This is a genomic window from Streptomyces gottesmaniae, assembly GCF_031845845.1.
GTDB classification, from domain to species: Bacteria; Actinomycetota; Actinomycetes; order Streptomycetales; family Streptomycetaceae; genus Streptomyces; species Streptomyces akebiae.
Window position 1 is genome coordinate 73,030 of the sequence record NZ_JAVRFJ010000012.1, and the last position, 14,197, is coordinate 87,226.

The 14,197-nt window shown below is 71.9% G+C and carries 12 protein-coding genes and 1 pseudogene; 11 read left to right on the top strand and 2 right to left on the bottom strand.

What is annotated here, in order from left to right:
- Window position 1: 1 nt before the first annotated feature.
- Window positions 2-1,492: a recombinase family protein gene (locus RM704_RS15725; protein ID WP_033524649.1), complete on the bottom strand. Its 1,491-nt coding sequence runs from the start codon at window positions 1,490-1,492 to the stop codon at window positions 2-4.
- A gap of 42 nt (window positions 1,493-1,534) precedes the next feature.
- Here RM704_RS15725 and RM704_RS15730 point away from each other — a divergent pair.
- From RM704_RS15730 to RM704_RS15755, 6 genes and pseudogenes are all read left to right on the top strand, one after another.
- Window positions 1,535-2,320, top strand: a pseudogene (locus RM704_RS15730) (ATPase, T2SS/T4P/T4SS family); the annotation flags it as partial.
- A gap of 35 nt (window positions 2,321-2,355) precedes the next feature.
- Window positions 2,356-3,171, top strand: coding sequence for a type II secretion system F family protein (locus tag RM704_RS15735; RefSeq protein ID WP_052145780.1), 816 nt, complete (start codon window positions 2,356-2,358; stop codon window positions 3,169-3,171).
- The gene (locus RM704_RS15740) at window positions 3,168-3,959 is read left to right on the top strand and encodes a type II secretion system F family protein (protein ID WP_033524651.1); all 792 of its coding nucleotides are present in this window, start codon (window positions 3,168-3,170) and stop codon (window positions 3,957-3,959) included. The genes RM704_RS15735 and RM704_RS15740 overlap by 4 nt, the downstream gene beginning before the upstream one ends.
- Before the next feature lie 120 nt (window positions 3,960-4,079).
- A complete protein-coding gene (locus tag RM704_RS15745) occupies window positions 4,080-4,319 on the top strand; it encodes a DUF4244 domain-containing protein (protein ID WP_033524788.1) in 240 nt (79 codons plus the stop codon).
- Entirely contained in the window at window positions 4,306-4,695 is a 390-nt protein-coding gene (locus RM704_RS15750) for a TadE family type IV pilus minor pilin (protein ID WP_033524652.1), read from the top strand. Before RM704_RS15745 ends, RM704_RS15750 begins: the two co-directional genes overlap by 14 nt.
- Window positions 4,692-5,261 carry an Rv3654c family TadE-like protein gene (locus RM704_RS15755; protein WP_107072183.1) on the top strand — a complete coding sequence of 190 codons (570 nt, stop codon included), beginning with the start codon at window positions 4,692-4,694 and terminating at the stop codon, window positions 5,259-5,261. Before RM704_RS15750 ends, RM704_RS15755 begins: the two co-directional genes overlap by 4 nt.
- Here RM704_RS15755 and RM704_RS15760 read toward each other — a convergent pair.
- Window positions 5,258-7,732 (bottom strand): DEAD/DEAH box helicase, encoded by a 2,475-nt coding sequence (locus tag RM704_RS15760; RefSeq protein WP_078936888.1) that lies wholly within the window; start codon window positions 7,730-7,732, stop codon window positions 5,258-5,260. The genes RM704_RS15755 and RM704_RS15760 overlap by 4 nt on opposite strands.
- A gap of 83 nt (window positions 7,733-7,815) precedes the next feature.
- Between RM704_RS15760 and bldG the strand changes: the two genes are divergently transcribed.
- The 5 genes from bldG to RM704_RS15785 all read left to right on the top strand — a co-directional run bounded on the left by bldG (window position 7,816) and on the right by RM704_RS15785 (window position 14,066).
- Complete coding sequence (gene bldG / locus RM704_RS15765) at window positions 7,816-8,157, top strand: anti-sigma factor antagonist BldG (protein ID WP_005475923.1); 342 nt, start codon at window positions 7,816-7,818, stop codon at window positions 8,155-8,157.
- A gap of 107 nt (window positions 8,158-8,264) precedes the next feature.
- On the top strand, window positions 8,265-8,699 hold the full coding sequence (locus RM704_RS15770) for an ATP-binding protein (RefSeq protein WP_033524655.1): 435 nt from the start codon (window positions 8,265-8,267) through the stop codon (window positions 8,697-8,699).
- 319 nt (window positions 8,700-9,018) lie between these two features.
- Window positions 9,019-11,424, top strand: a complete 2,406-nt coding sequence (locus RM704_RS15775) for a sodium-translocating pyrophosphatase (RefSeq protein ID WP_033524656.1) — start codon at window positions 9,019-9,021, stop codon at window positions 11,422-11,424.
- Window positions 11,425-11,631: 207 nt separating this feature from the next.
- On the top strand, window positions 11,632-12,243 hold the full coding sequence (locus RM704_RS15780; RefSeq protein ID WP_033524657.1) for a small secreted protein: 612 nt from the start codon (window positions 11,632-11,634) through the stop codon (window positions 12,241-12,243).
- 290 nt (window positions 12,244-12,533) lie between these two features.
- Window positions 12,534-14,066 carry a DUF7059 domain-containing protein gene (locus RM704_RS15785; RefSeq protein ID WP_033524658.1) on the top strand — a complete coding sequence of 511 codons (1,533 nt, stop codon included), beginning with the start codon at window positions 12,534-12,536 and terminating at the stop codon, window positions 14,064-14,066.
- The last annotated feature ends 131 nt before the right edge of the window (window positions 14,067-14,197 follow it).

The following is a 14,197-nucleotide window of genomic DNA, read 5'->3' on the forward strand; positions in this document are numbered from 1 at the left end:
GTCAGGCGCCGCCCCGCTTCCACCTGAACACCACAGCGGAGTAATCGAAGTACCCGCCATCTGGCATCCGCCCGGGCCGCGGCGTCTTCAGCGTCACCTCGACGAGCGCCCGCAGCACGTTCCGCTGCCGGTCCAGCTCCAGCGCCCGCCACGCCTTCCGCACATCCGGCGCCCCCACCAGACCCACCAGCGGATCCACCGTTGCCGCGCGCGCCAGCTGCAACGTCACACCCTCCAGCTGGCCGCGCGCCGTATCCATCCCCGCGGTGAACGGCTCCAGCTCCAGCTGCCCCGCGCCGAACAACCCGCCCAGGTTCTTCATCCGCGCGCGGATCTCCTCGGCCTCCGCCTGGAGGCCGGCCACGTCCACGTCGTCCGGGCCGGGCAGCAGCAGCTCGTGCGCGTCGTCCCGCTCCAGCCGCTCGACGATCGTGTCCTCCACGTGCCGGTCGACGATCTCAGCGCGCCGGCCGCCGCCGTGCCCGGTCGGGCACCGGTACGACGGATACGACCGGCCGCCTGACTGCGTCACCGTCATGCCCTTGCCGCACTCCCCGCGCCCGCACCGGTACAGCAGTGAGCCGACCCACTTCGGCTGAGCCCCCCGGTTCACCGTGCGGCCCGGGTCGGACAGGATCGCCACGACGGCCCTGAACTTCGTCTCCTCGACGATGGGCTCCCACTGCCCGCGCCCGACCTCCTCGCCCTTGTAGACGGCGATCCCGGCGTTCCTCGGGCGCATCAGCATCTCGCGCAGGTCGGTGTGGGTGACCGGGTTCCCGCGGCTGGTGGTGATGCCCTTGTCGGCGCACCACTTCACCAGCGAGCGGACCGACCCGCCGGACAGGATCGTGTCCGTCCAGTGGCGCAGCGCCTCGGCCTCCTCGGGCACGACCTGGTTCATGTCGAGGACGTCCGCCTCGACCTCCTCGCCGGTCTTCCGGTCGAGCCTGGCGCGCTTCTCCCCGGTGGGGACACCCCACCCGAACGGGCGGATCCCGCCGCTCCACTCTCCGGCGAGCGCCCGCTGCTGCCGGGCGCGGGCGACACGGTGGCCCTTGTGCTCGGACTCCTGGCGGGCGACGGCGCCGAGGATCCGCGCGGTCATCCGTCCGGACGGGGTGGCGAGGTCGATCGTCCCGGCCTGCACGGTGTGGGTGGCGATGCCGCGGCGGTCGGAGAGCTCGATGTACTCCTCCAGCTCGACGATCGAGCGGGTGAGCCGGTCGGTGTGCCACACGATGACGACGGTCGCCTTGCCCTGGTCGAGGTCGTCCAACATGCGCCGGTAGTCCTTGCGGAGCTTGCCGGAGAAGGCGCTCACGTCGTTGTCGACGTACACCTCGACGACCTGCCAGCCGTTACGTTCCGCGAGGGCCTCGCAGTCCTGCCGCTGCCGGTCGACGCCGAGGCCAGCGCCGGTGCGGTCCTGCGAAATCCTGCAGTAGATGACGGCGCGGGTGGCCCCGTTCGCCGATGACGTGGGCTTCATGCCCCGAGTGTGCCGCAGCAGTGGTGTCCCTGTCCCCGGTTCGGGAAGACCACGTTGCTGAGCGCGCTGCTCGGACTGGTCGACCCCGGCGAACGGATCGTGTTGGCCGAGGACTCGGCCGAGCTGCGGCCCGACCATCCGCATGTGGTGCGGCTGGAGGGCAGACCGGCGAACCAGGAGGGCGTGGGCCTCGTCGAGCTGCAGGACCTGGTGCGGCAGGCGCTGCGCATGCGCCCGGACCGGCTGGTGGTCGGCGAGGTGCGCGGTCCCGAGGTGGTGTCCCTGCTGGCTGCCCTGAACACAGGCCACGAGGGCGGCTGCGGCACGCTCCACGCCAATGCCGCGGGCCAGGTGCCGGCCCGTCTGGAGGCCCTCGGAACGGCCGCCGGGCTGGACCGGGCCGCACTGCACAGCCAGTTGGCGGCCGCGCTGTCGGTGGTCCTGCACCTCGTACGGGACCGGGACGGCCGACGGCGGATCGCCGAGGTGCACGTGCTGGAACGGGACGGCTCGGGGTTGGTGGTGACCGTACCGGCCCTCCGCTGGGGCGAGGCGGCGTTCGTGTACGGGCGGGGCTGGGAGCGCCTGCGGGGGTTGCTTCGGGACGGGGCGCACGGCCAGGCCGAGGGGCTCTTGGACGGGCGGCACGATCGGGCCGAGGGGCTCCTGGACGGGCGGCACGGTCGGGATCACGGGGTGTGGGACGGCACGCGCTGTCGGGATGACGCGGCCTCGGACGTGGTGCGGGTGCGGGAGCGGGACGGCGGATCGCCGGGCGGGGCGAACGGCCGGACCGGTGACCATCGGGAAGGGAGTGAGCGGCGGTGACGGGGGTCGGGGAGATCTCGGGGGTGGTGGCCGTGATGTGTGCCGGGGCCGCGGCCTGGATGTCGGACGAGGGACGGGGCGCCGGGCTGCGGCGGGCGCGGTCGTTGCTGCCGGGTGGCGGAGCGGTGGGGCCGCCGATCTGGAAGCGGGGCGTTGACCGGGTGCGGAGCCTGGGGGCCGAGTGGTGGGCGCCAGTGGCCGGGTTGGTGATCGGGGTGCTCGGGGCGTCGGTGCTGCCGGTCGTCGCGGGAGCGGCCGGGGTGCCGCTGCTGAGGCGAGTGCGGCGGGCGGCGCGGGAGCGTCGGGCCCGGGAGGGGCGGGGCGATGCCGTGGTCGCCCTGTGCGCGTCGCTCGCGGGGGAGGTGCGGGCCGGGCGGCAGCCGGGCGAGGCGTTGACGCGGGCCGCGCGGGACTCCGGAGGGCTGGGCGAGGCCCACGCCGTGGTGTTGGCGGCGGCTCGCTTCGGCGGGGACGTGCCAGGTGCCCTGGCGGACGCGGCGCGGCAGCCGGGCGCCGAGGGGTTGCTGGGGCTCGCGGCGTGCTGGCGGGTGGCCGTCGACCGGGGCGCGGGCCTCGCCGCCGGGCTGGACCGGCTGGAGGGCGCCCTGCGCGCCGAGCGGGACCAGCGGGCGGACCTGCGCGCCCAGTTGGCCGGCGCGCGATCGACGGCCGTCATGCTCGCCGGGCTGCCGGTCCTGGGCCTCCTGCTGGGCACCGCGCTCGGCGCCGACCCCCTGCACGTGGTGCTGCACAGCACGGCGGGCATGGGCTGCCTGCTCGTCGGTGCCGTGCTGGAGGGCGCGGGCCTGTGGTGGGCGCTGCGGATCGTCCGGGGAGCTGAGGCGGTGTGAGCGGGGAGGTTGTCCACAGGCTGGGGGTGGCCGTCGTCGTGATCGTGAGCCTGTGGTGGCTGGTCCGGTCGTTCGACACCGCGCGACGCCGGCGCAGGCTGCGCGGTCGGCTGACCACGGTGCTCGCCCTCGTGGCCGAGCCACCCCGGCGCAGCGTTCTGCCCCAGGGGCTCGTACGGCGATGGCTGCCGGTCGTCGGTGCGGCCTGCGCCGGGTGGGTGCTCGTCGGTGGATTCGTGGGACTGCTGCTGGGGCTGGCCGCCGGATTCGGGGCCTGGCAGTGGCTGAGAAGGGCCCGGCACGCGAACGGCGACCCGGGCGAGGCGTACGACGCCGCTGTGGCCGCTCGCCAACTGCCTCTCGCCGCCGACCTGCTGGCCGCCTGCATCACGGCCGGAGCGAGCCCGGTGGTGGCCGCGCAGGCCGTGGGCGAGGCCCTCGGCGGACCGGTGGGCGGACGGCTGGCCAGAGGGGCGGCGGAAGCTCGGCTCGGGGGAGAACCGGCCGAGGCGTGGCGTTCGTTGGCGGCGCTTCCCGGTGCCGAAGCCCTGGCGCGGCTCCTGGAGCGCGCCGACGAGTCCGGCGTGCCGGCCGGCTCACCGGTCGCACGCCTGGCCGCCGAGGCCCGCGCCGCATGGGGCCGTTCGGCGACGGAACGGGCGCGCCGGGCCGCCGTGATGGTCACCGCACCGGTGGGGCTGTGCTTTCTGCCCGCCTTCATCGCGGTGGGTGTCCTGCCGGTGGTCATCGGGTTGGCGGACGGGCTGTTGGGAGGAGGCGGGCGATGACGGGGCGGACGCCGGTGGGCGGTGCGCGAGGGCCACCCGAAGGACCGGAAGCGGCCAGCGAACAGCGGTGATCAGCGGACAGACCAGTGGTCGACGGAACAGAGCCTCACGGGGGTTGAGATGAACAAGGCGGTACAGGCGTTGCAGGTAGTGGGAGCGGTGCGGGTCCGGGTGGTGCGGGCCGTGCTGTGCCGGGTGCGGGCGGCCCGGAGGGATGCGGGGATGGTGACCTCCGAGTACGCGGTGGGGATCATCGCGGCCGTGGCCTTCGCCGCGGTTCTGTACAAGGTGGTGACCAGCGGGCAGGTCCAGGCGGAGCTGCAGCAGATCGTCGGGCGGGCCCTCAATGGCGGGGCGTGAGCCGCGACGGCTGCGCGGGACGCTGGGCGGTGACGACGGGTTCGTGACGGCGGAGGCGGCCATGGCCCTGCCGGTGATGCTGCTGTTCGCGACAGCGCTCGTGTGGGCCCTGCTCGCCGCCTGCGCGCAGATCCAGGTCGTGGACGCCGCTCGGGCCGGTGCCCGGGCGGCGGCCCGGCAGGACCCTCCGGGTGCGGTCGTGGCGGCGGCGCGTAAGGCGGCGCCGGACGGGGCGGAGGTCCTCGTGGGCCGGGAGGGCGACTTCGTACGTGTCGTGGTCTCGGCCCGTGCGCCGGGTCCGGACGGTCTGGGCCTCGACCTCAGCCATGCGGCCGTGGCGCTGGCGGAGGAGACGGTGGGGGAGGTGGGCGGGTGACCGCGAGCTGGTGGCGCGGCCGGTGGCTCAGGGGCGCCCGCTCGGTCCCGGGGCAGGCGGCCGGTGCGGACAGGGGTTCCGCGACCGTCTGGGCGGTCGGCGCGATCGCGGTGCTGTGCGCGGTGTTCGGTGCCGTACTCGCCTTCGGCCAAGCGGTCGTGATCCGGCATGAGGCGCAGGCGGCGGCCGATCTCGCGGCCCTTGCGGCCGCCGACCACTGGATGAGAGGAGCCGAGGGGGCCTGCGCGACGGCGGAACGGGTGGCGAAGGCCCAGGGCAGCCGACTGGTGCGCTGCGAGGTCGAGGGAGAGATCTCGGACGTCACAGCCGCCTCCGGGACGGGACCGCTCACCGCCGAGTCCAGGGCACGTGCGGGGCCGCCGGGCCCGAGTTCCGGCTGGGAGACCCACCGGAGAGCCCCGTGGGAGCGCGCCTCAAGGGTGCGGGGAGCGGAGCGACCAGCCCCGCACGACGGCGCCCGCCAGACCCCGCGGCTCCCTAGCCCAGAGGCGCTCAGAATCCCCGGGTGCCAAGGCTCTCCCGCTCCGAGGCGCGCCGATCCCTAGGGCACCCGCCCCTCCGTCGGAGCATCCGGTGCGGTGCGCAGCAGTTCGGTCAGGAGGCGTACGGCGCCCCGTTTGTGCAGTGGATCGTTGCCGTTGCCGCACTTGGGGGACTGGATGCAGGACGGGCAGCCGGCGTCGCACTCGCAGGAGGCGATGGCCTGGCGGGTGGCGGTGAGCCAGGCACGGGCCGTGTGGAAGGCGCGCTCGGCGAAGCCCGCGCCGCCCGGGTGGCCGTCGTAGACGAAGACCGTCGGGAGCAGGGTGTCCGGGTGGAGCGGGACCGAGACGCCGCCGATGTCCCAGCGGTCGCAGGTCGCGAAGAGGGGCAGCATGCCGATCGAGGCGTGTTCGGCGGCGTGCAGGGCGCCGCCGAGGATCTCGGGGCCGATCCGGGCCGCGTCGAGCTGATCCTCGGTGACGGTCCACCAGACGGCGCGGGTGCGCAGCGTACGAGGAGGGAGGTCGAGTTTGGACTCGCCGAGCACCTCGCCGGTGATGAGGCGACGACGGAGGAAGGAGACGACCTGGTTGGTGACTTCGACGGAGCCGTAGCACAAGCGGCCGTCGCCCCAGGGGACTTCGGTGTCGGTCTCCAGGACGGAGATGGAGGTGGTGTCGCGGGCGACCGTCGAGTAGGGCGGCTCGGCCTGTTGGACGAGCGCGACGGAGTCATCCAGGTCCAGTTCGCGCACCAGGTAGGTGCGGCCCTGGTGCAGATGGACCGCGCCCTCGTGGACGGTGGTGTGGGCGGCGCCCGCGTCGACCGTGCCGAGGAGCCGGCCGGTGCCGGTCTCGACGACCTGGACGGGGCGACCGCCCTGGCCCCGGATGTCGGCCAGGTCGGCGGCCCGTTCGCGACGGGTCCAGTGCCAGGCTTTGCCCCGGCGGCGGAGCAGTTTCGCGGCCTCCAGCTGCGGCAGCAGGTCTTCGCAGGCGGGTCCGAACAGGCCGAGGTCCTCGTCCGTGAGAGGTAGCTCCGCGGCCGCGGCGCAGAGGTGGGGGGCGAGGACGTACGGGTTGTCGGGGTCGAGGACGGTCGATTCCACCGGTCGGTCGAACAGGGCCTCGGGGTGGTGGACCAGGAAGGTGTCCAGCGGGTCGTCGCGGGCGACGAGGACGGCGAGCGCGCCCTGGCCGGAGCGTCCGGCGCGGCCTGCCTGCTGCCACAGGGAGGCGCGTGTGCCGGGGTAACCGGCGATGAGGACGGCGTCGAGGCCGGAGATGTCGACGCCGAGTTCGAGGGCGGTGGTGGCGGCGAGGCCGAGGAGCTCGCCGGAGTGGAGGGCGCGTTCGAGGGCGCGGCGTTCCTCGGGGAGGTAGCCGCCGCGGTAGGCGGCGACTCGGCGGGAGAGGGAGCGATCCACTTCGGCGAGGCGTTCCTGGGCGATCACGGAGATCAGCTCAGCGCCGCGCCGGGAGCGGACGAAGGCGACCGAGCGGACGCCCTGGACGATGAGATCGGTGAGCAGGTCGGCGGTCTCGGCGGTGGCGGTACGGCGCACCGGCGCACCCTTCTCGCCGTGCAGTTCGGTGAGTGGGGGCTCCCAGAGGGCGAACACCAGTTCGCCGCGGGGCGAGGCGTCGTCCGCGACCTCGGTGACCGGGACGCCGGTGAGGCGGCCGGCGGCGACCGAGGGCTCGGCGGAGGTGGCGGAGGCGAGGAGGAAGACGGGTTCGGCGCCGTAGCGGGCGCACAGGCGGCGCAGACGCCGCAGCACCTGGGCGACGTGCGAGCCGAAGACGCCGCGGTAGGTGTGGCACTCGTCGATGACGACGTACTTCAGGGCGCGCAGGAAGGAGGACCAGCGGGGGTGGGAGGGCAGGATCCCCCGGTGCAGCATGTCGGGGTTGGTGAGGACGTAGTTGGCGTACTGGCGGACCCACTCGCGTTCCTCGACGGGGGTGTCGCCGTCGTACACGGCCGGGCGGACGGCGTTTCCGAGAGGTTGTGAAAGTTCCTTCACGGCTCGGCACTGGTCCGCCGCGAGGGCCTTGGTGGGAGCCAGGTAGAGGGTGGTCGCGCCACGGCCGTTGGGGGCCTCGGAGCCGTCCAGGAGGCGGGAGAGGACCGGGACCAGGTAGGCCAGCGACTTGCCGGAGGCGGTGCCGGTGGCGACGACGACCGATGTGCCGTCCAGCGCGTGCTCGGCGACGCGTGCCTGGTGGGCCCAGGGATGTTCGATTCCCGCGGCCTGAACGGCGGCGACCACTTCAGGTCGGATCCGGTCGGGCCAGACGGCATGGCGGCCCGCACGTGGGGGCACATGCTCCGTATGAGTGATGCGCGAAGCCCGGCTCGGCCCCGAGGCGAGCCGGTCCAGGACCGTGCCCGGCGAGGGGCTGGAGGCGGTGTCCGTCGGGGTTCGATCGGATCGGTGATTCTTGGCCATCGGCATCGAGTGTGTCACCGGCGTGACGGACAATGGAGCCAAGGCGTCGTGCACGCCTGCCGGTAAGTGATTGAATGCCATCGCGGCTGGCGAACCGTCCCGGGGGCTTTCAAGCCGAGGTGTCCCGAGGGGCGAACGCTCGATAGCAAGGTGCTGGAGGATCCGTGGACCTGTCCCTGTCGACCCGTACCGTCGGCGATCGTACGGTCGTCGAGGTCGGTGGCGAAATCGACGTTTATACCGCGCCCAAGCTGCGTGAGCAGCTGGTCGAGCTGGTCAACGACGGGAGTTTCCACCTCGTCGTCGACATGGAGGGCGTCGACTTCCTCGACTCCACCGGGCTCGGCGTACTGGTGGGCGGCCTGAAGCGAGTACGGGCCCATGAGGGCTCGCTGCGCCTGGTGTGCAACCAGGAGCGGATTTTGAAGATCTTCCGCATCACCGGTCTGACCAAGGTGTTCCCGATTCACACCTCGGTCGACGAAGCGGTGGCGGCCACTGACTGATCACGTCCGTCCGGGCCCCGTGCCCGGACGGCCACAGACAAGTGAGGAGGACCGGGCCCGTGCGGCCCGGCCTTCCGAGAGCACGCCCGTAGTTCCGAGGGGGATGCATGGCCACCGTTGAACTCCGCTTCAGCGCGCTGCCCGAGCACGTCAGGACCGCCCGGCTGGTGGCGGCAGCGGTGGCGCGCAGGGCCGGAGTGGACGAGGCCGTCCTCGACGAGGTCAGGTTGGCCGTCGGCGAGGCGTGCACCCGTGCCGTCGGACTGCATCAGAGCAGCGGTATCTCGGCGCCGGTGCAGGTGTCGCTGATCGAGGAGGAGAAGCAGTTCTCCATCGAGGTGGGCGACGAGGCGCCGCATGCCGTTCCCGGTGACCGGTCATCGGGTGCCGGCGGCGATGCGGACGTCGAGGTCGAGGAGGACGACATGGGCCTAGCGGTCATCAGCGGCCTCGTCGACGACGTGGAGGTCACCGCCGACGAGAACGGCGGGCTGATCCGCATGACCTGGCCGACGACTCCGTCGGTCGCGGTCGTGCCCTGATCGTCCGTCTCACATCTTCAAGTAGTACCGCGAAGGGCCCTGCTGAGCAGGGCCCTTCGTGTTTTGTTCGGCATTTATTCCGATCACCGTCCATCGGAACACCGGAATTCGTGAAGGAATTCACGATCATTCACGTGATAATTGATCAAGTGTCAACGCCTTTGAGGCGTTACTTCTTTCGAGTAGCGTGGTCGGGTGTGGATCATTTGCTGAAGAGCATGTGAAGGCCAATTCCGTTTCCCGTGCACTGTTTTGATCAGGTTCCCCTCCCTACAATCCGTCCACATCTTGAGCTCAGCCCAAGCGTCAAGGAGGACGAATGGCGGGGCTTTCTACCCCTCAAAGGTTTGACCACACCGCGAACTTCGCAGCCGCGGTGCTCACCGACGACAACCGGATCATCGTCATGGTGATCGGCGTCGTGGCCCTGGCAGCACTCGTCGTCGCCGGGGTCCTGGTGCGCCAGGTGCTCGCGGCGGGTGAGGGCACCGACAGCATGAAGAAGATCGCGACGGCCATCCAGGAAGGCGCGAACGCCTATCTGGCACGGCAGTTGCGTACGCTCGGCGTATTCGCCGTCGTCGTGTTCTTCCTGCTCATGCTGCTGCCCGCGGACGACTGGAATCAGCGTGCCGGGCGATCGGTGTTCTTCTTGATCGGCGCGGCGTTCTCGGCGGCCACCGGCTATATCGGTATGTGGCTCGCCGTGCGCAGCAATGTGCGCGTCGCCGCGGCGGCCCGGGAAGCGACACCGGCGGAAGGTGAGCCGGAAAAGGATCTCACCGCCGTCTCGCACAAGGCGATGAAGATCGCATTTCGCACCGGCGGCGTCGTCGGCATGTTCACGGTGGGGCTCGGCCTCCTCGGCGCGTCCTGCGTGGTCCTCGTCTACGCGGCCGACGCACCGAAGGTGCTGGAGGGCTTCGGACTCGGAGCCGCGCTCATCGCCATGTTCATGAGGGTCGGCGGCGGCATCTTCACCAAGGCCGCCGACGTCGGCGCCGACCTGGTCGGCAAGGTCGAGCAGGGCATTCCGGAGGACGATCCGCGCAATGCCGCGACCATCGCCGACAACGTGGGCGACAACGTCGGCGACTGCGCGGGCATGGCGGCCGACCTCTTCGAGTCGTACGCCGTGACGCTCGTCGCCGCGCTGATCCTCGGCAAGGCGGCGTTCGGCGACTCCGGTCTCGCGTTCCCGCTGATCGTGCCCGCGATCGGCGTGATCACCGCGATGATCGGCATCTTCGCGGTGGCACCCCGCAGCACCGACCGCAGCGGCATGTCCGCCATCAACCGCGGGTTCTTCATCTCCGCGGTGATCTCGCTGGTGCTCGTCGCCATCGCCGTCTACGCCTATCTGCCCTCGTCGTACGCCGACCTCGAAGGGGTCACGGACACGGCGATCGCGGGTCACGAGGGCGATCCGCGGGTCCTCGCGGTCGTCGCCGTGGCCATCGGCATCCTGCTGGCCGCGCTGATCCAGCAACTGACCGGCTACTTCACCGAGACCAGCCGGCGTCCCGTCAGGGACATCGGCAAGAGCTCGCTCACCGGCGCGGCCACCGTCGTCCTCGCCGGTATCTCCATCGGTCTCGAGTCGGCCGTCTACACCGCCCTGTTGATCGGCCTCGGCGTCTACGGGGCGTTCCTGCTCGGCGGTACGTCGATCATGCTCGCGCTGTTCGCGGTGGCGCTGGCCGGCACCGGCCTGCTCACCACGGTCGGCGTCATCGTCGCCATGGACACCTTCGGGCCGGTCTCCGACAACGCGCAGGGCATCGCCGAGATGTCCGGCGACGTCGAGGGCGCGGGCGCGCAGGTGCTCACCGACCTGGACGCCGTCGGCAACACCACCAAGGCCATCACCAAGGGCATCGCCATCGCCACGGCCGTCCTCGCCGCCGCCGCGCTCTTCGGGTCGTACCGGGACGCGATCCTCACGGCGGCCAACGACGTCGGGGAGAAGGTCTCCGGCGAAGGCGCGCCCATGAACCTGATGATGGACATCTCGCAGCCCAACAACCTCGTCGGGCTCATCGCGGGTGCCGCGGTCGTCTTCCTCTTCTCGGGGCTGGCGATCAACGCGGTCTCACGGTCGGCGGGCGCGGTGGTCTACGAGGTGCGGCGGCAGTTCCGCGAGCACCCCGGGATCATGGACTACAGCGAGAAGCCGGAGTACGGCCGGGTCGTCGACATCTGTACCAAGGACGCCCTGCGGGAGCTGGCCACGCCCGGTCTGCTCGCCGTCATGGCGCCGATCGCGATCGGGTTCTCGCTCGGGGTCGGCGCGCTCGGCGCGTATCTCGCCGGTGCGATCGGGACCGGGACGCTGATGGCGGTGTTCCTCGCCAACTCCGGTGGTGCGTGGGACAACGCCAAGAAACTCGTCGAGGACGGCCATCACGGTGGCAAGGGCAGCGAGGCCCATGCCGCGACCGTCATCGGCGACACGGTCGGGGACCCGTTCAAGGACACGGCGGGCCCGGCCATCAACCCGCTGCTGAAGGTGATGAACCTGGTCGCACTGCTCATCGCGCCCGCCGTCGTCCAGTTCAGCTACGGAGAGGACAAGAGCGTCGCGTTGCGGGTCGCCATCGCCGCGGCCTCGATCGCCGTCATCGTCGGCGCGGTGTACGTGTCCAAGCGACGCGGGATCGCCGTGGGTGACGAAGGCAACTCCGAGCGGGTGGCCAAGTCGGCGGATCCGGCGGTGGTTTCGTAGGCGGTCTTACGACCGGCTCTGCCAGGGGCCAGCTCAAGGGGCGGGCGGACGGCGCGTGTTGACGCGCCGGCCGTCCGCCCCTTGGCCGTGGCGGTGGTGTCCGTGAGCCTTCTCTCTCTTGGTGCAAACGGTTACAAAAGGGTGCACCGGGGGTGCTCGGCACACAGGTGTCGCCCATCCGGCGTGTATGTTCCGGGGCCGAGAGCCATGGAAGGGACCAATCCGGTGAACAAGAAGCTCGCGGCCGCACTGTCCGGCGGTGCGGTACTGGTACTGGCGCTGTCCGGCTGCGGCGGCGACGACGAGACGAACGACAAGCTGAACTCCTGGGCCAAGGAGGTCTGCGACTCGGTGCAGCCGCAGATCAAGAAGATCGCGGCGGCCAACGCCTCGATCCAGAAGGAGACCTCGGACGACAGCGCGCCGGCGGACGTGCAGAAGGCCGACTCCCAGGGCTTCCAGGACATCTCCGACGCCTACAAGGCGATGGCGACGGCCATTCAGAAGGCCGGGGCGCCGGACGTCGAGGACGGCGAGAAGAAGCAGAAGGCCGCGGTCGCCGAGCTGAACCAGCTGTCCACGGCCTACGGGGAGCTGAAGAAGAAGTCGGACGCCCTGAACACCAAGGACCAGGCGAAGTTCGCGGACGGGCTCGAAGGGGTCGCGACGGAGCTGGAGAAGCTCAGCAAGACCGGGAGCGACTCGCTGAAGGAGCTGGAGCAGGGGGAGGTCGGGCAGGCGATGGCCGAGCAGCAGAGCTGCAAGTCCGCGACCACGTCCGGCGCTGCCTCGGCACCGGCTGTGCCCACGAAGAGCTGATCCGGTCGCCCTTCGGCCGTGACGTGAGCCGGGCCGGGGCTTGAGCGTGCGCCCGAGGTCGCTGGTGGGCGAGGGCGGGGCCGACGCCCGATCGCCCGCCCGGCGGTCGGGTCGGGCTGGGGTGGGTTCCGCGGCTCGGCGGTGACGAGGTGCCGCTGCGCCCGTCCGGGTCGCCCCTGGGGGCCCTTCTGTCCGCGGTCGGGGGGCGTCGGGCGCGCTGCCCGTGCCAAGGGAGGACGCGGGGTGCCCGCGACCGGGTCGGGTCACGTCGCGCGGCTACGCTGGGCGGTGTGAGTGACTCCAGACTGTCTTCGTTGCCCTCTGTCGATCGGTCCGATGTCGCCGCGCGGTTGCGGGAGGCGTTGCTCGGTGCCGAGTTCACCGCCGACGGGTTGCTCGAACTGCTCGGTGCCCCCGCCTACGCGGCCCTCGCGCGGAGTGAGGTCGTGCCGGCACTCAGGGCGACGCGGGGCGACACGGCGCTGGAGGCGCTGGTGCGGCTGTTCCTGCTGCAGGAGCCGGTCGTACGCGCGCGCGTGGAGGGCGTGCTGCCTGTCGACGCGTGTGTCGAGAGCGGATGGCTCGTTCGCGTCGGTGACGACGGGGACGAGGTCGCCGCCACCGTCGACGTGCGGCCGTACGGCGGCCCCGACGGCGAGGACTGGTTCATCGTGTCCGACCTGGGCTGCGCCGTCGGCGGGGCCGGGGGGATCGGGAGCCGGGACGAGGGCGTCGTGCTGGGGGTCGGCGGGGCGTCGACGACGCTGGCCGGCATCACCGTACGGACGCCCGTCGCAGCCGCCCTCGACCTCGGGACCGGTTCCGGCATCCAGGCGCTGCACGCCGCGCAGCACGCCACGCGCGTGACGGCGACCGATCTCAACCCGCGCGCGCTGCACATCACGTCGCTCACACTGGCGCTCTCCGGAGCCCCCGCCGTCGAGCTGCGAGAGGGCTCGCTCTTCGAGCCGGTCGGGGAGGACGAGACGTACGACCTCATCGTGTCGAATCCACCGTTCGTGATCTCACCCGGCGCCCGGCTGACGTACCGCGACGGCGGGATGGGTGGGGACGACCTGTGCCGCACGCTCGTCTCGCAGGCGGGGGAGCGGCTGAACGAGGGCGGGTACGCGCAGTTCCTCGCCAACTGGCAGCACGTGGAGGGGGAGGACTGGCAGGAGCGGCTCAGGTCGTGGGTCCCGCGCGGCTGCGACGCGTGGATCGTCCAGCGCGAGGTCCAGGACGTCACGCAGTACGCCGAGTTGTGGCTGCGGGACGCGGGGGACCACCGCGGTGACGTCGCCGAGTACCAGGCGCGGTACGACGCGTGGCTCGACGAGTTCGAGGTGCGGAAGGTCAAGGGCGTCGGGTTCGGGTGGATCACGCTGCGGAAGTCGGCCGCCGCGGAGTCCGAGCCCTCGATCACCATGGAGGAATGGCCGCATCCGGTCGAACAGCCGCTCGGTGAAACGGTGCGGCAGCACTTCGCGCGCGTCGACTACCTGCGGGCGAACGACGACGCCGCCCTCCTCGCCGCGCACTTCCGGCTCACCGCCGAGGTCGTCCAGGAGCAGGTCGGGCTGCCCGGCGCCGAGGACCCCGAGCACGTGGTGCTGCGTCAGAACCGTGGGATGCGGCGGGCCACGAAGGTGGACACGGTCGGCGCCGGATTCGCCGGTGTGTGCGACGGCACGCTCAGCGCCGGACGCATTCTGGACGCCATCGCCCAACTCGTCGGCGAGGACCCGGTGGCCCTGCGCGACCGGACCCCGGTCCAGATCCGCCTCCTTGTCGAACAGGGGTTCCTCGAACCGGCCCGGTGACCCGGTCGCCGGTGACCCGGTAGGACCGCAGGGGTGGCCCCTGCCCGGACCGGCGCGGGACCTGCCCGGCCAGGGGCCGCGCCCCGGCGGCGCATCCGGTGACGATTTCCGGACCGTCCGGTGACCGAACC